At 69.5% G+C, this 20,128-nt stretch carries 20 protein-coding genes; 7 read left to right on the forward strand and 13 right to left on the reverse strand.

The window, feature by feature from the left end; genetic code table 11:
* The first annotated feature begins 137 nt into the window (after window positions 1–137).
* The 3 genes from LX16_RS21605 to LX16_RS21615 all read left to right on the forward strand — a co-directional run bounded on the left by LX16_RS21605 (window position 138) and on the right by LX16_RS21615 (window position 3,886).
* Complete coding sequence (locus LX16_RS21605; protein ID WP_147142383.1) at window positions 138–1,421, forward strand: alpha-hydroxy-acid oxidizing protein; 1,284 nt, start codon at window positions 138–140, stop codon at window positions 1,419–1,421.
* A 72-nt stretch (window positions 1,422–1,493) separates the two neighbouring features.
* Window positions 1,494–2,483 carry a DUF2804 domain-containing protein gene (locus LX16_RS21610; protein WP_147142386.1) on the forward strand — a complete coding sequence of 330 codons (990 nt, stop codon included), beginning with the start codon at window positions 1,494–1,496 and terminating at the stop codon, window positions 2,481–2,483.
* A 182-nt stretch (window positions 2,484–2,665) separates the two neighbouring features.
* The gene (locus LX16_RS21615) at window positions 2,666–3,886 is read left to right on the forward strand and encodes an alpha/beta hydrolase family protein (RefSeq protein WP_147142389.1); all 1,221 of its coding nucleotides are present in this window, start codon (window positions 2,666–2,668) and stop codon (window positions 3,884–3,886) included.
* Between the two features lie 6 nt (window positions 3,887–3,892).
* Here LX16_RS21615 and LX16_RS21620 read toward each other — a convergent pair whose 3' ends face one another.
* The 6 genes from LX16_RS21620 to LX16_RS21645 form a co-directional block, all read right to left on the reverse strand.
* Window positions 3,893–4,312 (reverse strand): carboxypeptidase-like regulatory domain-containing protein, encoded by a 420-nt coding sequence (locus LX16_RS21620; RefSeq protein WP_158645684.1) that lies wholly within the window; start codon window positions 4,310–4,312, stop codon window positions 3,893–3,895.
* 78 nt (window positions 4,313–4,390) lie between these two features.
* A complete protein-coding gene (locus tag LX16_RS21625; RefSeq protein WP_147142394.1) occupies window positions 4,391–5,347 on the reverse strand; it encodes a trypsin-like serine peptidase in 957 nt (318 codons plus the stop codon).
* Window positions 5,348–5,824: 477 nt separating this feature from the next.
* Window positions 5,825–6,685: a GNAT family N-acetyltransferase gene (locus LX16_RS21630; protein ID WP_147142398.1), complete on the reverse strand. Its 861-nt coding sequence runs from the start codon at window positions 6,683–6,685 to the stop codon at window positions 5,825–5,827.
* A 71-nt stretch (window positions 6,686–6,756) separates the two neighbouring features.
* Window positions 6,757–8,493, reverse strand: coding sequence for a glycoside hydrolase family 2 protein (locus tag LX16_RS21635; protein WP_147142401.1), 1,737 nt, complete (start codon window positions 8,491–8,493; stop codon window positions 6,757–6,759).
* A 40-nt stretch (window positions 8,494–8,533) separates the two neighbouring features.
* Window positions 8,534–8,770 carry a hypothetical protein gene (locus tag LX16_RS21640; RefSeq protein ID WP_147142404.1) on the reverse strand — a complete coding sequence of 79 codons (237 nt, stop codon included), beginning with the start codon at window positions 8,768–8,770 and terminating at the stop codon, window positions 8,534–8,536.
* Complete coding sequence (locus LX16_RS21645) at window positions 8,764–9,933, reverse strand: acetyl-CoA C-acyltransferase (protein WP_147142985.1); 1,170 nt, start codon at window positions 9,931–9,933, stop codon at window positions 8,764–8,766. Before LX16_RS21645 ends, LX16_RS21640 begins: the two co-directional genes overlap by 7 nt.
* 75 nt (window positions 9,934–10,008) lie before the next feature.
* On the opposite strand from LX16_RS21645, the gene LX16_RS21650 reads away from it, so the two are divergent.
* A complete protein-coding gene (locus LX16_RS21650; protein WP_147142407.1) occupies window positions 10,009–10,506 on the forward strand; it encodes a winged helix-turn-helix transcriptional regulator in 498 nt (165 codons plus the stop codon).
* A 9-nt stretch (window positions 10,507–10,515) separates the two neighbouring features.
* Here the strand turns inward: LX16_RS21650 and LX16_RS21655 are convergent, their stop codons facing one another.
* Entirely contained in the window at window positions 10,516–11,097 is a 582-nt protein-coding gene (locus tag LX16_RS21655; protein ID WP_147142410.1) for a DUF6010 family protein, read from the reverse strand.
* A gap of 238 nt (window positions 11,098–11,335) precedes the next feature.
* Here LX16_RS21655 and LX16_RS21660 point away from each other — a divergent pair, with 238 nt between their 5' ends.
* Window positions 11,336–11,530, forward strand: a complete 195-nt coding sequence (locus LX16_RS21660; RefSeq protein WP_147142413.1) for a hypothetical protein — start codon at window positions 11,336–11,338, stop codon at window positions 11,528–11,530.
* A gap of 80 nt (window positions 11,531–11,610) precedes the next feature.
* On the opposite strand, the gene LX16_RS21665 is transcribed toward LX16_RS21660, so the two are convergent.
* The 5 genes from LX16_RS21665 to LX16_RS21685 form a co-directional block, all read right to left on the reverse strand.
* Window positions 11,611–12,330, reverse strand: coding sequence for a D-Ala-D-Ala carboxypeptidase family metallohydrolase (locus LX16_RS21665; protein ID WP_147142415.1), 720 nt, complete (start codon window positions 12,328–12,330; stop codon window positions 11,611–11,613).
* A gap of 193 nt (window positions 12,331–12,523) precedes the next feature.
* Window positions 12,524–13,249 carry a D-Ala-D-Ala carboxypeptidase family metallohydrolase gene (locus LX16_RS28035; protein WP_147142418.1) on the reverse strand — a complete coding sequence of 242 codons (726 nt, stop codon included), beginning with the start codon at window positions 13,247–13,249 and terminating at the stop codon, window positions 12,524–12,526.
* A 265-nt stretch (window positions 13,250–13,514) separates the two neighbouring features.
* Window positions 13,515–14,240 carry a D-Ala-D-Ala carboxypeptidase family metallohydrolase gene (locus tag LX16_RS21675; protein WP_147142421.1) on the reverse strand — a complete coding sequence of 242 codons (726 nt, stop codon included), beginning with the start codon at window positions 14,238–14,240 and terminating at the stop codon, window positions 13,515–13,517.
* Between the two features lie 221 nt (window positions 14,241–14,461).
* On the reverse strand, window positions 14,462–15,142 hold the full coding sequence (locus tag LX16_RS21680) for an Imm1 family immunity protein (protein ID WP_147142425.1): 681 nt from the start codon (window positions 15,140–15,142) through the stop codon (window positions 14,462–14,464).
* A gap of 372 nt (window positions 15,143–15,514) precedes the next feature.
* Window positions 15,515–16,093 carry an Imm1 family immunity protein gene (locus LX16_RS21685; RefSeq protein WP_158645685.1) on the reverse strand — a complete coding sequence of 193 codons (579 nt, stop codon included), beginning with the start codon at window positions 16,091–16,093 and terminating at the stop codon, window positions 15,515–15,517.
* A gap of 439 nt (window positions 16,094–16,532) precedes the next feature.
* Here LX16_RS21685 and LX16_RS26730 point away from each other — a divergent pair, with 439 nt between their 5' ends.
* Window positions 16,533–16,682, forward strand: a complete 150-nt coding sequence (locus tag LX16_RS26730) for a hypothetical protein (RefSeq protein WP_158645686.1) — start codon at window positions 16,533–16,535, stop codon at window positions 16,680–16,682.
* Between the two features lie 149 nt (window positions 16,683–16,831).
* Here the strand turns inward: LX16_RS26730 and LX16_RS21690 are convergent, their stop codons facing one another.
* Window positions 16,832–19,033 carry a UvrD-helicase domain-containing protein gene (locus tag LX16_RS21690; RefSeq protein ID WP_147142430.1) on the reverse strand — a complete coding sequence of 734 codons (2,202 nt, stop codon included), beginning with the start codon at window positions 19,031–19,033 and terminating at the stop codon, window positions 16,832–16,834.
* Between the two features lie 344 nt (window positions 19,034–19,377).
* Between LX16_RS21690 and LX16_RS21695 the strand changes: the two genes are divergently transcribed.
* A complete protein-coding gene (locus LX16_RS21695) occupies window positions 19,378–20,022 on the forward strand; it encodes a hypothetical protein (protein ID WP_147142433.1) in 645 nt (214 codons plus the stop codon).
* Window positions 20,023–20,128: the final 106 nt, after the last annotated feature.

A 20,128-nucleotide genomic window follows, 5' to 3' on the forward strand; every position in this document is an offset into this window, starting at 1 on the left:
AACGTTACCGGTTCACGCGTCCGGCATCGACTGTCCGAATCGGTGGCACCGGGCGACTCCGGTGCCGTCTCCGGTCCACCCCCGGGACGGCCCGTCCCGTCCTAGACTCGGCTCACACGCGAACGGAGGCGGCCCACATGGCAACCGACGACCTCATCGGATTCGGCCGTGCCGTCCAGGCCGGGATCTACCGGGCCGGTGCGCTGGGCCGCAGGCCGGTGGTACCGGTCGCGCCCGGTCTGCTCGCCGCCCGCGCGGCCCGGCGCATGACGGCCACGGCCCGCGCCTACGTGGTGGGCTCGGCGGGAATGGAACACACCGCCCGCGCCAACCGGACGGCCTTCGACCGGTGGCGCATCGTGCCGCGGATGCTGCGTGACGTCGCGGTTCGGGACCACTCGGTGGAGCTGTTCGGCCGGACCATGCCGTCGCCCCTGCTGTTGTCACCGGTGGGGGTCCTGGAGATGGTGCACCGCCGCGCCGACCTGGCGGTCGCGGCCGCCGCACGGGACCTCGGCGTCACGATGATCGTGTCCAATCAGGCCTCCACGCCGATGGAGCGCGTCGCGGCCACCGGTGTGCCGCATTGGTTCCAGTTGTACTGGAGCAGCAGCGACGAACTGGTGGCCAGTCTGGTCCGCAGGGCGGAGGCGGCCGGAGCCGAGGCGATAGTGGTCACATTGGACACCCATATGCTGGGGTGGCGCCCCCGCGACCTCGACGCCGCGTTCCTGCCGTTCGCGCGAGGGCAGGGCATCGCCCAGTACACCAGCGACCCGGTCTTCACCGAGCTGGTCCGCAGACGTGCGGCGGCACCGCCCACCGGTCCCCGGCCCCGCCCGACACCCGCCGCGTTGGCCACCCTCGCGGCGATGAGCCGCGGCTACCCGGGGCAGTTCCTGGCGAACCTGCGGTCACCGCTGCCGCGCGCGGCCGTGGACGTGTTCCTGGAGGTGTTCTCCCGGTCGACCCTGACCTGGGCCGACCTGGCGTTCCTGCGTGACCACACCCGGCTTCCCATCGTGCTCAAGGGGATTCAGCATCCCGACGACGCGCGGGCGGCCGTGGACCACGGGGTGGACGCCGTCATGGTCTCCAACCACGGTGGCCGTCAGATCGACGGCGCGACCGGTTCCCTCGACGCGCTCCCCGAGGTGGTGTCGGCGGTCGCGGACCGGGTGCCGGTGTTGTTCGACAGCGGGGTGCGGGGCGGAGCGGACGTGTTCAAGGCGATCGCGTTGGGCGCCACGGCCGTGGGTGTGGGCAGGCCGTACGTGTACGGGCTCACCCTGGCGGGGCGGGCCGGTGTCACGGCGGTGCTGCGGCACCTGCGCGCCGAGTTCGACCTCACGATGGGCCTGGCGGGCTGCACCTCGATCCGGGAGGTGACACGGGAGACCCTGGCGCCGTCGCCACGGTGACCGTGGGGTCTCGGGCCGGTCGCGTCACCCGGGACCGGCGCCGACGCCGGTGACCCCGGCTAGGCTGCCGGTATGCCGTCAGCGCCGGAGATCCGTCACGCCGTCGACCTGTGCCTGCCCGACGGGCGGCTCAACCCCGCCGCGGTGGGCTGGACCCGGCAGCCGAGGTACCGGGCGAACCTGCGCGGCTGGGGCCGCAACAAACGCTGGGAGTACTGGGGGATCGTGACACCGGACCACATCGTCGGCGTCGTCGCGTCCTCTCTGGACTACGCCGGTCTGCTCGGCGTCTACGTCCTGGACCGGTCGACCGGCACCGTCCCGGTCGACCGGGAGGCGGTGGTCCCGCTCGCGGCGGGTGTCACGATGCCCCCGTACAGCGGTGCCGGGATCGCGGCGGCCTCCGGAGGCGGTGTGGACGTCCGGATCGACCAGCAGCCGGACGGCTCCCGGTTGTTCGCCCGCACTGCGGACGCCCGGTTGGACGTGTGGATCCCGTCGCCGGAGGGGCACGAGTCGCTGGGGGTCGTGGTGCCGTGGAGCCCGCACCGGTTCCAGTTGACCGTCAAGGACCTCGGCCGCCCGGTGTCGGGTGAGCTCGTCGTCGGTGACCGCGCCTTCGCGATCGAGGAGTCCGGCTCCTTCGCGGTGCTCGACCACGGTCGCGGCAGGTGGCCGTACTCGGTGGTGTGGAACTGGGCCGCCGGGTCCGAACCGGGTGGCGGGCGTGCCGTCCAGCTCGGTGGCAAGTGGACCGACGGCACCGGGGTCACCGAGAACGGCCTGTTCCTGGACGGCCGCCTGCACTACATCGGCACCGACCTGGCCTGGGAGTACGACCGTGAGGACTGGCTGCGGCCGTGGCGGATCCGCGGCGACCGAGTGGACGTGACGTTCCACCCGTTCCACGAGCGGGCCGCCGCGACCTCGCTGGGGATCGTCGCGAACGAGACCCACCAGTGCTTCGGCCGGTTCACCGGGCGCGCCCGCGCCGACGACGGCGAATGGGTCGACCTCGACGGTCTCACCGGTTGGGCCGAGGAGGCCCGCAACCGGTGGTGACGGTCCGGGCCGTCACCACCGGTGAACACGGCCCGCCGCGTCGCCGTCCCGCACTCGGCGGACGCGCCGGACGCGCCGGGAACGCCGTGGCCGCACCGACACCGAATGGATGACGGTTCGTGCTGGAGCCCGCCGCCGCCCGGCGATACGGTGTCCCCACATCCCAGCCCCGCGGAGTCCCCATGACCTCTCACGACCTCACCGGCCCCTCGGAGTCCGAGCCCGCTCCCGAGCCGCCGTCCGCCACGGAACCCGCCTCCGAGGCGCCCGCCCCGGCCGTCGCGTCACGCCGCGGGTCGAGACTGCGTCGCCGGTTGCTGGTGGCGGCCGTCGCCGTCGTGGCGCTGGTGCTCGTCGCCACGACGGGGATCGGTTGGTACTTCTCGGGTGAGGTCATCAACGTCACGCACGGCGAACACTCCTTCCCGCTGAAGGTGATCGCCGCCGAAGCCGGCACCGTCACGCTTCCCGAGACGGAGGAGACCACCCGGCCGGGCGTGTGGGGCCTGCACTGGGAGACCGGCCGCGCCCTACTCGGCGATGTGCTCTCCACGGCGGACGGTGAAGTGGTGCGCGCGGTCGTCGAACCGGCCTCCGGTCCGCTCGCGGCGGGCACCATGGCCCGCATCGACGTGTGGGCATACGGCGAGGATCCGGCGCAGGCGTTCGACCTGGAGTTCCAGACCGTCGACATCGACACCGAACTGGGGCCCGCACCCGCGTGGTACGTACCGGCGTCCGGGAACACCTGGGTGATCGCGGTCCACGGCCGCAACGCCGCCCCACGCGAGGCGTTGCGGATCATCCCGACGTTGCACCGGCTCGGCATGCACGTCCTGGCCGTCACCCACCGCAACGACGAGGGTGCCCCCGCGTCGCCGGACGGCTTCCACCACCTCGGTGACTCCGAATGGTGGGACGTGGTCGCCGCGGTCGACTACGCGACCGCGCACGGCGCCGAGGACGTCGTGCTGTACGGCTGGTCGATGGGCGGTGCCGTGACCATGACCGCGCTGCGCAGGATGGCCGAGCCCGAGGTGGTCCGCGGTGTCGTCCTCGACTCGCCCGTCCTCGACTGGAACTCCACACTCGACAAACAGGGCGCGCAGCGTTCGGTGCCGCAACCCATCGTGACGGTCGCGAAGTGGCTGGTCGAGTGGCGCGCCGACCTCGACCTGGAGGGACTGGACCAGCGCGCCTGGGCCGCCGACATCACCACGCCGATCCTGTTGTTCGCCGACCAGGCCGACACCACGGTGGAGGTGTCGGCGACGATGGAGTTCGCGTCCCTGATGCCCGACGACCTCATCACCGTCGTCGAGACCCACGCCGGGCACACCGCCTCCTGGAACGAGGACCCCGACGCCTACGACGCCGCCGTCACCCGCTTCCTCACCACCTGACGCCGGTCAACCGGAGGCGGTGAGGGCCAGCGCCTCGGTGGCGTCGGCGGTGACGGTGACGTCCTCCGGCCCGGCGACCACCTCGCCGTCCACCACGACCGAGACCGTGTACTCGCCCGGCGGCACCGCCGCGAGCGTGTACACGCCGGCGGCGTCGGTGAACCGGCCCTCCTCGCTGAACGCGAAACCCGGCCGTGACGACTCCACCACCTCCGGCACCACCATCGCCCCCGCGACGGGTTCACCGGCCGCGTCGACGACCGTCACCGTCACCGTGCCGGTGCCCTCCGGCGCCACCGGCGACACCGCCGACGAGTCGTCTACCGGGGCGTCGGGGTCGGTGCGGCCGGCGGGTTCACCCGATCCGCAACCGGCGACGGCGGCGAGGAGCAACACCACCGCCGTCGACACGATCCGTCGTGACACCATGGTCTCCCTTCGAGAACGCGGAGGCCGCCGCGGAACCCGGGCGGGTCCGCGGCGGCGTGGTGAGCCGGGCTCGGTTTACAGGTCGCGCCAGTAGATCATGTTGTTGAACACGGCCTCGGTGATGCGGGTTCCGCTGTTGTAACTGCCGCCCCCGGTGCCGTAGGCGTGGATGCCCAGGGCGCAGGCCCCGCAACCGGAACGAGAGTACGAGTACACCGGGCTGCCGCTCTGGCAGTTGTAGGTGTCGTTCTGGTAGTAGACCTTGCGGGTGGTGGTCTGGTCCACGTTGTCGTAGTGCGCCCACTGTTCGCCGTACGCCTTGTCACACGGGTAGCCGCGCACGTAGGTGGAGGTGCCGTCCAGTGACGCCGACTGCCACCAGAAGCCGTAGGTGCCGGTCGAGGCGCCGACGGTGCAGTTCAGCTTGATGGCGCCGTAGTCGTACTCCCAGTCGCCGTTCTGGGTCCACCCGTTGACGGAGTGGAAACTCGCGGCGGTGCAGGAACCGTAGGGCGCGCTGCTGCCGTCACGGGCGGGCCAGGCGCGCACGCCCTGCCCGGTCATCCAGCCGCTGCCCTGGTCGTAGACACAGTGGCCGGCGGTCATGAGCGTGTCGTCGCCGATCATCCAGCCGGTGCAGAACTGGACGTGGCTGCTGCCGTTCCAGTAGGTGAGCTGGACGGTGGCGGTCGTCGGATGCCAGTCGGTGGGTGTGGTGCGGTACCGGCCGTCGGGCGCGATGACCGAGTCGACGCCGACGGTGCCCTCGACCTCCCCCTTCAGGTCCGCGGAGTAGTCGGCACCGGCGTAGTCGCGGTCGCCGGAGCCGGCGGTGCCGGGCACCATCGTCAGTCCATCCGGGACGTTCAGCGACGCCGGGTCGAGTACCGACCCGTCACTGGACGTCGGTGACTGCGGATCGACCGAGGGGCCCGGGTCGGCGGACGCCGCCCCGGCGCCGAAAGCCGTCAGAGCGGTGACGAGGGCGACGGTGGCGGGAACCGCCCGCCATCGTCTGTTGCGTGTGGTCATTGAGTGTCTCCCCGATAGGGCATGCCGAACACCGCCGATCCGGCGGTGGGCTGCGGTTTCCGTGGGTGTTTCCCGTGGTCCCGCCTCGGGCGGCGGGACGTGTACCCGTCACTGTAGGCCGCGAAGCGTTGTACGACAAGTAGTCTCACCCTCACGGAGCATGATCCGGACCGATCATGGCACTCATGGTGGATGATCGGTCACCGCAGTGCCCATTGGGGATTCACGATCGGGCAGTGGGACGTCACGGACGGCGTGTGACATGGCACGCCCTGGCGGGCGACCGACGCGGTGTAGGAGCGCCGCCGGCACCGGGCCGCGCCGGCGGATGGGGGTGTCCCTCACCTTCGGCCGGTGACGGCCACGTGCGGGCACCGGGCCGCCCGCCCGGGTCTGGTGTGGACTCCGAGACGCCACGACCGAGCCGCGCACGGGACGTTCCGCCGACGCGGGTTCACGACGCACCGACCTGGACGCTCAATCCCGGCGCAGGTCCCGGACCTCCGGCAGCGGACGGAAACCGGCGGCCCGGTAGGTCGCGACGGCGCCGGTGTTCCCGGTGCCGGTGCACACGATCGCAGTGGACGCGCCCATCTCCCGCAGTGCCGCCGCCGCGGCGACGGTGATCGCGGTGCCGTGGCCGCGGCCGCGGTGATCCCGGTGCACACCCATCGGCTCGATCAGCCCGGGCCTTCCCGGACCCGCCGACCACACCGTCACCGCCGCCACCGGCGTGTCCTCGTCGTCGTACCCGACCAGGCACCTGGCCTCGGTGTAGCGGGGCCCGGCGGCCATCGCGTGCCAACGTTCCTCGGTGAACGTCGAGCTCTCGAACGCCGCCCGCTGCACGGTGACCCGGTCGGACACCTGGCCGGGGCCGGCCACCGCGATCCGCAGCCCGGGATCGGCGACCGGCTCCGTCAGGTCGTGGCGCAGCGGTGTCCGGGACTCGTCGTCGGCCCAGCCGCCCTGCGACAGCAGTTCCCGGAGCCGCGCGTCCACCGGTACCTCGACGTACGCCTTCCCCGCCGGTAGCACGCGACCCGGCGCGGCCAGATCGGACGCGATCCGAGCCGCCAGCTCGTCGTCGCGCCGCGCCTCCGGTGCGGTCGTCAGCCGCAGCAGTGCCGGCTCGTCCAGCAGGCCCACCGCCAGGATCCGCCCGTCCCGGCTCCAGGTCCGCACCGCCGCGGCCGCCGTCTCGGGGCCGAACCGCCGGAACCAACCCAGGTCGCCCGGGTGCAGTTGCATCGGCGTGTCGTCGTGTTGCCAGGTGGCGAGCGCCTCGGCGATCTCGGTCAACGCGTCGACTCGCGGCTCAACGCACAGGATCGTCATACCGTGGATCACACACCGCCGCACCGGGGTGCGCAACCCGTTTCCCGTCGACGCCACGGTGTGCGGGTGGTTCACTCCAGGCGCAGCCGCCGGGTCGTCTCCCTGACCACCTCGGCGGGGATCTTCAACACCGCCCTGTCGTACGTCAACAGGCCGTTGAGTTCGTCCTCCACATCGGTCACCTGGGTGTACACCGTCGCCGACAGGCCGTGCGGGATCGCCGGGAGGATCTGGTCGGTGTGCAGTGCCGTGAACGCCTCCGCCAACGCGTCCCGGTCGGGGTATTCGCGGTACCCGAAGCCGTCGTCACCCCACACGTGGCCGGGCGCCGCGAGGCTGTAGCCGCCGTACTCGGTCAGGCACAACACCCGGTCGTCCCGGTCGGCGGGCACCTCGAACGCGGTGATGTAGGTGTGGACGCTGCGGATGTCCCCGGCGCCCTGGTCGTGCCAGCCGCTGGCGTGGTCGACGAGCCGGGTGGGATCGAGTTCCCGTACCCGGGCGGCGACCCGGGCCGCGTCGAACTGGCCCCAGCCCTCGTTGAACGGCACCCACACCGCCAACCCGACGACGCTGTCGAGCAGCCGCACGGTCCGCTCCAGTTCGGTCATGAACTCGTCGCGGCCATCGACGTCGGCGCGTCCGAACACCGGGTGGTCGTCGTCGGCGATGTGGTCGGGCGACGGCGGGTGCGCCGCCGGGGGAGTGTACGGGCCGCCGCCGTTGACCATGTCCTGCCACACCAGCATCCCCAGCCGGTCGCAGTGGTGGTACCAGCGCAGCGGTTCGATCTTGATGTGCTTGCGCAGCATCGTGAAGCCGAGCCGTTTCATCGTCGCGATGTCGTACACCATCGCGTCGTCGGACGGCGGCGTGTACAGGCCGTCGGGCCAGTAGCCCTGGTCGAGCAGCCCGGCGTGGAAGTACGGTTCCCCGTTCAGGAGCAGCCGCGGCGTGCCGAACGCGTCGGGGCCCACTCCGAACGACCGCATGCCCGTGTAGCTCTCGACCCGGTCGTCGGCCAGTTCCACGACCACGTCGTACAGGTGCGGGTCCTCGGGCGTCCACAACCGGGGGTCGGGGATGCGCAGCAGGGTCGGTGCCCCGGTCGGCACCGTCGAGGCGGCCACCGGCCGGCCGCCGTCGAGGACGGTGACCTCGGCGTCCCCGGCGATGTCGGCGTGCACGGTGACCAGGACACCGGAACGGTCGAGGTCGGGGGTCAGGGTGAGCGCCGCGACGTGCTGCACCGGGACGCTCTCCAGCCACACGGTCTGCCAGATCCCCGACTGCGCCGTGTACCAGATGCCGCCGCGTTCCAGGCGTTGCTTGCCGACCGCGTGGAACCCGGTGTCTGTGACGTCGCGGACGGCCACCACGAGTTCGTTGTCGCCGTCTCGCAGTTCCTCGGTGATGTCGCAGTGGAACGGCAGGTAACCGCCGATGTGCGCGCCGACCTGGTGGCCGTTGAGGAACACCCGGCAGCTCTGGTCCACGGCACCGAAGTGCAGCAGGACCCGGCCGCCGGGGGCCTGGAACCCGGCCGGGAGTGTGACGTTCCGCCGGTACCACAGCAGGTCGTCGGGTTCCAGCCGCCTGCCGACGCCCGACAACGGGGCCTCGGGCGAGAACGGCACCAGGATCTCGCCGTCCCACTCGGCGGGTACCGGTTCACCGACCGGCCGGATCGCGTAGTCCCAGCGGCCGTTGAGGTTCAGGTAGCTGTCCCGTCTCAGTTGCGGCCGGGGGTATTCCGGCAGCACCGATTCCGGATCCAGGTCTCGTCCCCACTCAGTCAGCAGCTCCATGCCGGGAATCTACCCGCTGAGCCGCCCGGGAACACGGCGGTCACTCCGGCGAACCGGATATGCCCTTGCCGTCGCCGGTCGCGGTGTCGTCCTCCGGTGTGGGGGACGTGTCGTCGTCTCCGGCCGGTTCGGTGTCGGGTGCGCCGGAGATGCCCTTGCCCCGGGTCTCCAGGTCGTCCGGCCGGTTCGCGTCCTCGGTCATGTGATCGCCCCCTTCGACGTGGTGTTCACGTCCACAGTAGCGCGACGCGTCGTCGGTGGACCGGTCGTTCACCACCGTTCCACGATCGTGGCGTTGGCCATGCCGCCCGCCTCGCACATCAGCTGCATCCCGTAACGTCCGCCGCGTGCCGCCAGCGCGTGTACCAGGGTCGTCATGAGGCGGGCACCGCTGGCGCCCAACGGATGCCCCAACGCGATCGCTCCACCGTGCACGTTGACCCTGACGGGGTCGGCGCCGGTCTCCCGTTGCCAGGCCAACACCACCGAGGCGAACGCCTCGTTGACCTCGAACAGGTCGATGTCGTCGATGCGCAGCCCGGCGCGGCGGAGCACCCGCGCGGTCGCGGGGATGATCGCGGTCAGCATGTACAGCGGGTCGTCCCCGGTGACCGCGAACGAGTGCAGCCGGGCGAGGGGTGTGAGCCCGAGACGGCGCGCGGTGTCGCCGTCGGTGATGAGGACGGCGGCGGCTCCGTCGCTGAGTTGGCTGGTGTTGGCGGCGGTGACGTCCCACCGGATCTGTGGGAATCGGCGGCCCATCGCCTCGTCGTGGTAGGCCGCGGGCAGCCGACTCAGTATGTCGAGGTCGCTTCCGGTGCGGACGCCCTCGTCGTGGGCGAGTCCCGGCAGCGGTGCCGTCTCGGCGTCGAATCCCCCGGTCGCCGCCGTGTGCGCGGCCCTTTCGTGGGAGGCGAGGGCGAACTCGTCGAGCGCGGTGCGGCCCAGGTTCCAGCGCGCGTTGATGAGCTCGGCGGCGATTCCCTGCGGTACGAGGCCTTCCGGGTAGCGCCGGGCGAATCCGGTCCCGAACGGGTCATCGGTGCCGGTCAGCGCCGACCACATCGGTACGCGGCTCATCGATTCCACGCCCGAGGCGATGACCATGTCGTACGCGCCGGAGGCGACGCCCTGGGCGGCGAAGTGGATCGCCTGCTGACCGCTGCCGCACTGCCGGTCGACGGTGGTGGCGGGAACGGTCTCGGGGAAGCCGGCGGCGAGTACGGCGCGCCGCGCGATGTTGGCGCCCTGTTCGCCGACCTGGGAGACGGCCCCGGTGATGACGTCGTCGATCTGGGAGGGGTCGACTCCGGCCCGATCGACGACTTCGCGCAGGACGTGGGCGAGCAGGTCCACCGGATGCACGTGGTGCAACGCCCCGGTGGGTCTTCCCCGGCCGATCGGCGTGCGGACGGCGGCGACGATGACGGCGTCCCGCAGCTGACTATGTGAAGGCATAGTCAGACCTTAGCTGCTGACTATCGAACTGTAAAGTCAGCTGGGTAGTATGTCGCCATGGTGAGACTGAGAGGACCCCTGGCCGATCGCTCACGCTGGCGTGCCGATGAATGCTCCATCGCCAAGGCCATGGACGCCATCGGGAACCGGTCCACCATGCTGATCCTCCGGGAGGCCTGGTACGGCACGACCCGCTTCGACGACTTCGCCGCCCGCGCCGGCGTCACCGACGCGGTCGCCGCAGCCCGGCTGCGGCGCCTGGTGGAGCTCGGCGTCCTCGCCAAACGCCCGTACCGGGAACCCGGCCGACGGACCCGCGACGAATACGTGCTGACCGGCGCCGGCCGCGAACTCGTGCCCGTCCTCATCGCGTTGATGCAGTGGGGTGACCGGCACCTTCAGCGCGACGGTGGGCCGCTCGACGTCGTCGACGACGACACCGGCGAACCGGTCACCCTGGTCCCGGCCACCGCCTCCGGTGTCGTCAAGGACGTCGACGGCCTGGCGATGACGGTCAACCGGGCGTGGCGGGGCGCGGCCGATCCACCGGGGTGATGCCGCCGGTCACCGCAGGACGAGGACGACGCCCACCCCGATGAGGAGGTCCACGACCGCGCACCATTCGGCGTAGGACCTCGCCACCGGCGCGCCGCGGCGGAGGTGGGCGAGGTCCCAGAAGGCGTGGAGGAACCAGCCCGCCGCGATCAGGTACACGGCCGTCTCAGGCGCGGTGAACAGCCAACCGACCGCGAAGGCGCCGAACAGGGCCATTCCGGTGGCCTGGATCCGGAAGCCACGGGACCGCCAGTCGCCGTCCGCGACGCTCCACGCCAGCACTGCCAGCGTCAGGACGCCGAACCCGATCGCGGGGGCCGACTCGTCCACGAACTGCAGCGCGACGACGACGGCGGTACTGGCGAACAGGACCGGCCAGGTCGCCGCCGGGCGCCCGATCTTGGCCGTCAGCAGGTAGATGAACGGGAGGATCACGAGGATCTGCCCCAGCCGGGTGACCAGCGGACCGGGTTCGGCGCCGGGGAACGGCAGGCCGAGCGCGAAAACGGCGAGCACCACCGCGGCCGGAATCGGCCACCAACGCAGGATGCGGCCGAGGCCGGTGGGCGGGGAGTGCGGATGGGTGGACACGGGTGCTCCTTCGGTCGTGCGGCCGGACCATTTCAAGATACCCCTACCCCCTAGGGGTACACAAGCGGCACGGGCGGGGAAACACTGCCGTACACCGGATCGGGAAACCGCGCCCACAGGCGAGAGACCGAAAGCGACACATCGACATCGACCACAGTCGATGTGCGTGCCCTACGATGGTCACCGTCGGTCCATGGGCCGCAACGGATCCGTCCCTCAATGTGTGAAAGGAACCGTCATGCGACTGTTCGAGAAGTTCGGTGACAAGATGCTGTCGAAGTTCGTGCCGGAGCGCAACGCCTCCGCCGGCTGCCCGCCGGACTGCATCCAGGAACGCCAGATGAGCGGCGGTTACTGCCGCTACCGGTCCTGCTGCTACCGCTCCAACTGCAGCTACGGATGCAGCGCGTGGAGTTCGTGGGGCTCCTGCTGATCGACGCCACCGGTCGCTCGGTGACGTCGAGACGTGCCCGCGCCGCCCGACGGCGCGGGCACGTTCGCGCCCGCGAACCGTCAGAAACAGCCCGGGGCGGACCAGACGGAGCCGCCCGAGGCGACGTGGACACCGTCACCGTGACCGGGTCGCCCCGCCCCGAATATCTCACCGAAACCGTGGTACCCGGCACGCCGCGCCACCTCGCACGGCGAACCGGCGACGATGTCCGCCGCGTCCCCGTACAGGTGCCGGCTGTCCGGTTCGCCGCCCAGCGCGTCATTGCACGCCCGGCTGCGGAAACCACCGACGACCGTGATCGGCCGGTCGCCGAGCGCGTGACGCAACGCCTCCAGCTTCCACATCAACCGCCGGGCGTTCTCCCTGGCGGTCGCGGTGGACACCGCGCCACCGGACCAGTCGTCGTCGCACTGATCGAACTCGGCGTAGTCGAAGTGAACGGGCGTGTTGTCACTGTCCTGTAGCTGGTAGATCTTGTCGAAGACCGCCTCCCCCGTACCGCCGTCGTCCGGCAGGGAGTAGGCGGCACTGAAACGGAGAAGCGCGGCCCTGGTCCTCGGGCCGAACACCCCGTCGACGGCCAACACCGCTCGGTAGCCCGGGTAGCCGGCCAGGCGTATCTGCAACTGGCGGATGTCGGCGGAAGTCATCTCGGCGAGGGTGGCCGGCCACCGGTACTCGGCGGCCTGGGCGGGGCCACCGGTCACGCCGACCACCGCGGCGGTGACCGGTAGCGTCACCGCCGCGGCCAGGAGGGTGCGTCGGGATCCTCGGAACATCGTTACCTCCACGGTCGTGATCGCGGAACGGATGGATAGTCGAGAGGTCGTCGAAGGACATGGCGTGGGGAAGGCCCGAGCCCCGGTCACGGCGATGTGAAGCGCGGCGCGGGCCGCGCGGTGGGCCCCGGCCGAGGCGGTCGGCCGGGGCGGGAAGGCCGCGTTCGCTATCGCGAGCGGTACGGTCGTCCGGTCAGAAGCAGCGGGAGGCGGACCAGGTGGTGCCGCCGGAGGCGACGTGGACGTGGTCGCTGTGTCCGGGGTAGCCGGGGCCGAGGATGTTGGCGAATCCGTGGTAGCGGGCGCGCTTCGCCATGGTGCAGAAGGAGTGGCTGCCGGTGAGGTCGGCGGCGTCACCGTACAGGTGCCGGCTGGAGGAGTGTCCTCCGACGGCGCTGTTGCAGGACTTGCTGCGGAAGCCACTGCTGATGGTGATGGGCTTGTCGCCGAGCGCGTGGCGCAGGGCTTCCAGCTTCCACATCAGACGGCGCGCGTTCTCCTTGGCGGTGGCCGCCGAGACGTTACCGCCGCCCCAGGTGCTGTTGCACTTGTTGAGCTCGCTGTACTTGAAGTGGATCGGCGTGTTGTCACTGTCCTGAAGGGCGTAGATCTTCTTGAACACCGCCGGGCCGGCGATGCCGTCGGCGTTCAGGCCGTACGCCTGCTTGAAACGTTTCACGGCCGCCGCGGTCTTGTCACCGAACTCGCCGTCGATGGCCAGTACGGCGTTGTAGCCGGGGTATCCGGCAACCCGGATCTGGAGCTGCTTGACGTCACTGCCCGACATGCCCTTCTCAAGGGTGCGGGTCCACTTGAACTCCGCCGCGTGGGCGGTGCCGCCGGTGAGACCGACGACTGCCGCCGTCGTCGGAATCGCCACGGCGGCCGCGAGGAACGTGCGACGTGAAGTGTTCGGCATCTGGATTTCCTCCAATGTGAAGTGAATCGCCTACGGGGCACGCGATTCGGCATCAGAATGCCGGGGCTCTACTGTGTCGTCAATCCGGTCCGGAGCCGGAATCGGCGTTCGTAAGATTGCCGTAAGAAATAGGGATATCCCCACATCGCCGCTTGTAGGCTCCATGATGGAGTCACGCCTGCGTCGCGCGCTTCTCCTCCTCGCAGAACGAACCGGAGCCGCCCCCGGGTGCCGAGATGACATCCTCGGCACCCGGGTTCTCGGGTCAGAAGCAGCGGGAGGCCGACCAGGTGGTGCCGCCGGAGGCGACGTGCACGTGGTCGCTGTGCCCCGGATAACCGGGACCGAGGATGTTGGCGAACCCGTGGTAACGCGCCCGCTTCGCCATGGTGCAGAACGAATGCGTGCCGGTGAGGTCGGCGGCGTCACCGTACAGGTGCCGGCTGGAGGAATGCCCTCCGACGGCGCTGTTGCAGGACTTGCTGCGGAAACCGCTGCTGATGGTGATCGGCTTGTCGCCCAGCGCGTGACGCAGCGCCTCCAGCTTCCACATCAGACGCCGCGCGTTCTCCTTGGCCGTGGCCGCCGAGACGTTACCGCCACCCCAGGTGCTGTTGCACTTGTTGAGCTCGCTGTACTTGAAGTGGATCGGCGTGTTGTCACTGTCCTGAAGCGCATAGATCTTCGAGTAGGTGTTAGGACCGGCCACCCCGTCCTTGGCGAGACCGTACGCGCCCTGGAAACGCTTGAGGGCCGCTTCCGTCTTGGCGCCGAACTTACCGTCGATGGCGAGGACCGCGTTGTAACCGGGGTAACCGGCGATGCGGATCTGGAGCTGTTTCACATCCGAACCGGATGTGCCGTTGCGCAGCTTGCGACTCCACTTGAACTCCGCGGCGTGGGCGGTGCCGCTGGTGAGCCCGACGACCGCCGCGGTCGTGGGAATCGCCACCGCCGCGGTCAGGAAGGTGCGCCTTGATGTGTTGGGCATCTTCATCCTCCAATGTGTTGTGAATCGCCAAGGCATGCGATTCACGTTTCACTCTCTCGCAGTGCCGTGGCGGGGTCAATGAAACAGTCGCCGAATCGGCCACGACGAAAGATTTCCGTAAGATGTGATGCCGCCGCGCGGCACCGTTCCGTTCCGGAGCCGGTACGGAGCGTGCCGCACTACCCGCCGTAGGGGCTTCGGCAGACCGTCCGGCGTCGTGGTCACCAGTAGTCCTCCGGTGCCTTCTGCCACCGCACGACGCCGGGAAGGGCGGCGCCGTCGAGGTCGTAGAACTCGTGCACGGCGAGCCGCGCGGCGTCGAACGGGATCGCCGCCGACGCCGGGAACTCGAACCCCGGTCCTTCACCGTGCCAGTACAGCCCGAAGTCCGTGTCGGCCTCGCCGCCGTCGGTCCACCAGGTCCCGGGCTTGTCGCCTCGGAGCATCGCACAGGCGATCGCCGCGACACCGGCCCCGACGTCCAGGTCGAAGACCATCTGGTTGTCATGGCCGCCGTCCGGTGACACCGAGGACATGACCGACAGCCGGGGATTGTGCCCGATCACCGGACCGTAGACGAACAACAGGTCCATCATGTGGTCGATGCCGTGATGGCCCCTCACCTCGAAGGTCCCCCGGAAGTACCGGGTCTGCAGGAAGAACTCGACGTATCGCCAACGCCGGGCGTCGGCGCGGTCCTCCCGGCACACGTACCCGCTCGGGACGGGCGGCGGCTTCGTCCCGTCGTCCGGTTCCGCGAGGTTCCCGAAGGCGCGTTCCACCACGGCCCGCCGTGCCCCGTCGAGATCCGAGCCCGACGGGGCGGGCTTTGAGACGGCCGGCCCACCGCCATGACCGGTCGGGTCGTCGCCGCCCGCGCCGGGCAAGGTCGCGTCGTTCACGTGCCTCCTGGGTTCGCCGTCGCCGCACCGCCGGTTCCGTGTGTTGTCTTGCGCGGACCGCCGTGGCCGGGAGGCGGAGCCGCCGGGTGCCGGTCTCGGTCCCGTGTTCCGGCGGGGAGCGGGCGCCGCGGCGAGCCGTGTGGTGTCCTCGATGCGTACCGCACCCACCGGCCTCCTCGCGGACCGGTGCGAGCCCTACCTCCGTGACTGATCCCGAAGGCCGGTGGGTGCGTACGTCAGCCAGTCTGCGGCGGGCTTGCACGATCCCGGCACGAGTCGGACACACCGCCACCGTGCGCCCCGTCACCCCACCGGCGACACCGCCACCTCGCAGACGGCGGCGACGTCGAGACATGGCCGGGAAGGGCGCGACTACCAGTGGTCTTCGGGTGCCTTCTGCCAGCGGACACCACCGGGCAGTCCGCCGCCGTCGAGGTCGAAGAACTCATGCACGGCCAGCCGCGCGGCGTCGAACGGGATCGCTGCCGACGCGGGAAACCGGCACTCGGGGCCGACACCGCTGTTCCAGGAGAGCAGGAAGTCCGTATCGGTCCGGTCGCCCTCGGTCCACCACGTCCCCGGATCATCCCCTCGCACCAGTGAGCACGCGATGGCCGCGACGCCCGCCGCCGAGTTCATGTCGAAGACCATCTGATTGTCGTAAGCGCCGTAGGGCAACGGTTTCACCGAGGGCAACACCGTCAGTCTCGGATTATGGTCGATGACGGGCGCGCAGCTGACCAACAGGTCCATGGCGTGGTCGATACCGGAATGGTCGGACAACTCCAGTGTCTCCCGGAAGTAGCCGGTCGACACCGTCAGTCCGACGTGGTGCCGGTGCCGTGGAGGCCCGGCCCGTGCCGACCGGCACACGTACCCGCTCGGGGAGGGCGAGTCCGGCGCCGTCGGCAGATTCGTGAGCGCTTCGAAGTCGTCGAAGGCGCGTTCCACGGCCGCCCTCCCCGGGGCGGTACTCCGTGACGCGCGGCCGGACGGCCCGGTCGGCGATGAGTGCATCACGGGCATCCCCGTGGCGGCTCGGGACATCGCCCACCGCCGGGTACGGCTGTTCGTGGGAGGGTCATGCCACGGAATCATTGCACGGGAAGGGATCGACCGGGGGCAGGTCCGGCACGTGCCCGCCTCCGCAAGCCGGGCGGCGGGCGGTCGGGAGGCGGCGGGCGCGCAGGTCGGTGGTGTGCCGGTCGCCCCGGCGAGCCCCCGCAGCGAGGCGCGTGCCCTCCCCACCGTGGTGCCGCCCGGGCCGGTGCCCGTATCGGTACGCCGGCCCGCTTCGACGCTGGTTACCGCACATGTCGGACACCGGACAGGAGTGGCGGAAACCGTCACCTACCCTCGATGTGAACCCGTACGGCTCCTGGAGTGAACAATGGCCAAACAGATCCCGAACGAGATCGTCGAAGCCGCGATCGCGTACGGCATATCGCATGTGAGCCACCACTTCCCGAAGTGGTGGGCGAACGCCTCCGCCGACGACAAGCGAGAACTCGAAGCCATCAAGCGCGCCGCCTACCGGTAGACCCCCGGCACCCACCCCGCTCCCCGGCCCGCCGGCCCGGCTCCGCCCCACGCGGCGACGAGCCCTACGGCCCGGCTCGGCCCCGGCCACGCCGCGCTGGCCGACTGTCCGCGTGATAGTTCTTGTCGTCTTACCTGCGTGGAACAGCGCTAGGGCTCACCGTGGCAGACGTCCCCCGGAGAATCCATGCGCGAGCCCGTCGCTGACGACGGATGACCTTTGCGTGATGCACGGTACCTCTGGCCTTCTCGCAGCCTGCTCCGTAGGAACTCGGTGGGTTCGCCATGCCAGACGAAAGTGAGGGCGTCGCGAGCGCGGGTGGCGGCGACGAACAGGAGCGCGCGCTCACGCTGCATCGCGGCTTGGTAGGCGGTGGGGTCGGCATCGGCCAGTTCGGTGGCGAAGCCGCGCGGGAATTGGTCTGCGTTGACTCCACAGATGACGATGCACCGGTACTCTAGGCCCTTCAGCCGCGCCATGGTCGCCACGTGTATGGCGTCGGGCTCGGTGGGGGGAGTCTTGCCGAGCCGCTCAGTGGGGATTCCGGCGGCACTCAACTGGGCGGCCAATCGCTTTGCCTGGTGCGTGTACGGGGCACACACAGCGATCGCGGTGCGGTCTACGTGATCCCATTCCTTGATCTGCGCAACGATCGCGTCCAGTTCCGTGTCGGTCGAATCGGTCGCGACGAACCGGGGATCGGTTCCCGACACGATCGCGCGATACCTGGTGAGGTCGTCGATGCCGCCGTCTAGATCATCCACCGTGGAGCCGGCCATGACCGACGTGGCGGTAGCGAGGATCTGCCGGGTACTGCGGTAGCTAATCTCCAGTCGGCGGGAGCGTCCCTTGACGTTGATTCCGAGGCTGCTCAGCGTCACCGGCTGGGCGAAGATCCGTTGGTGTGGGTCTCCGACGGCGAAAAGGTCGTTGGCGCCCGGTTCCACCAGGGCGCGTAGCAGTCGCCAATGTGCCGCGGTCAGGTCCTGTGCCTCGTCAACAATGACGTGCTGGTACCGCGCGGGCTCCATCATGCGGCGCATCTCCTCGGAGAGGGCGGCTCGCAGCTGCACCTGTTCGAACGTCCACTGGCCTTCGTCCTGCAGTCGCTTCTTGAATGCCGTAAGCAGCTGCCAGTACCGGGCGCGTTGCGCCCGGCTCATCCGACGGATGCGGCCGATGCGCGGCGCCGACTCGTACTCGTGCTGCGCGTTGATCATCTGAGCGCTCACGACGTGTTGCCATTCGTCGATGCAAAACGGCACGTCGAACTCGGTCTCACCGGCCGCGTCGAGGACCGTCTGCCAGTGGTCACGTTGTTGCTGTGTGTCGGCTATCTGAGGCGCCGGTCTCAGGCCGGCGAAGGCTATCCGTCGCGTAATCTTGTCCACATTGGCAACCTCAACTCGGCCAGCGAGCTCCCTGGGTAGAATCCCACGCAACTTGTCTTCGAGATCGGCGGCGAGGTTCGCCGAGTACGACGTCAACAGGATCCGGTCGTCGGGTTCCGCGGCTCGGGCCAGCCGGGCTGCCCGGTGAAGGGCCACCACGGTCTTACCGGTCCCAGGCCCACCGGAGACCTTGACCGGGCCGCGATGGTCGCTTTCGACGAGAGCCCGTTGTGAGGGATGCAGGAACAGCCGCCATGCCTCGAAGTCGCCTTCCAGCATCGCTTTTACGGCCGGATCGTCGGAGCGGACCGCAGTCCCGATGGTGCGTTCGACGGCGGAGTCGATGTCGGTCACGTCGACATCAGTGGTCACCCTCGGTGCAGTGATCTTCTCGTACACGTCATCGATGCTGGTACCGGTGGCGAGTTCAATCAGCACGTTCGCACTGTGCTGTGGGATGACGTCGACCAGGCGGAAGAGGCCGGTCTCGGTGCGGATCTCACGTACTGACGGCATCAGGACTGGTGCGACGCCGAGGTCGACGAGCTCCTTGTCAGTGAAACCGTCGAAGAGTGGCGGGGGGACCTGGGTTCCCGCGATGGCGGCGTCTGCTCTGGGCTCGGCGGCGGCCACCTTCTCGACGTCGTCTAGGGGTATCACCTCGAACTCGCCGGTGACCCGGTTGACGTCAGTCGCGACGTCCTCGGGGAGGTTGTCGTACACGCTCTGCCGAGCCGACACCGCGATCAGAAGAAAGGTCTCGCCTTTGGTTCGTTGCAGGATTCCCCGGTAGTCTTGGTCGATTCGTATCGAGTAGTGAGGCGAACTCTTCAGCTGTTTGAACTGCAGGCCAGGATGGCTGCGGTCTCGCTCGAAGTGCGCGATTGCCTTATCGCATTTGACGCGTAGGCCGTGAGGCATCCTGTTCATCTGCTTGAGCGCGGTCGGGTGGATGAACAAGCTCGCTGGATAAGGGGCGGTCAACCGTTTCTCCCGTGTGTGGACGTGAAGAGCGCATGCTGAAGCGGGCATGGGGATGGCGCTGCCGGGGCGTCTTCTGGTATAGCCAAGCCGTGACTCTGGGCTGTGACTGAACTATAACTGAAATCGAGAATCCTTGCAGGGGCGGTATTGTGTGGCGCAAGCCGGCTGTGGGACAGCCAGCAGGTCGCATCGCCGGTGCGGGATCTTTGGGGAAGCACCGTGATGTGGGGATGTGCTCGGTGGGCGGTTCTGTTGCAGGACCCAGCATCGAGACCCGCACGGTGGTGGGGGAAGCGACTTGGACGGAGCGTGGGAACCCGATGCGGATCGACTCGCGGAGCGCGGTTGTGGTCATCGCTATCGCTGGCATGTTGGTCGCAGGCTGCGCCGATGACGTCGCGCCTCGAGAGGTGCCGTCCGCTGCCTCCTCGGAGCTGTCGACTGGTGACGTCGTTGTCACAGAGGTGGATCACGCCGTGATCGACGAGGTGTGCGCGGCGATCCGGTCGGGCGTCGAGACATACGCCGGCGAGGTCACTGATGTCACCGATGAAGTCCTCGAAGACCGCGACGAGGCCTGTTACACCGCCCGCGGCAACGGACTGCTCGACTACGCGGTCGGGATGCTGCGGGTACACGAGTTCGGCTCCGGTGATGTGCGGAGCTACTCAGAAGCGCTCCAGGACGGGTCCGAAGAAGCGGGCCCGTGCCTCGTCTACTGGACGACCACGTCCGATGACGATGTGCCGTTCAATTCGGGGCCGACCGAGTTCAGCGAGGAGGCGGCCTCCGGCGAACCCTACTGCGGCGCCGAGAACGACAGTATGGCGCTCGTCTTCCTCACCGTTCCGGGAGCCGGATTGATGCTGGAGTTCGAGGCGACCGGCAGCCTCAACGGCCGTGACACCGACGTGCGGCAACTCCGAGACGCCATCCTGACCGAGGTCTTCACTGTAGTCCCCTGACCGTGCCTGAGGTTGTCTCCGGATCCTGGTGGCGCGATCCGATCCGTTGCTGCGTAACGAGTCCGGCCGGGATCTATACATGTCGGTATCTACGTATAGCGTTGGC

The organism is Stackebrandtia albiflava (genome assembly GCF_007994225.1).
Classification (GTDB): Bacteria; Actinomycetota; Actinomycetes; order Mycobacteriales; family Micromonosporaceae; genus Stackebrandtia; species Stackebrandtia albiflava.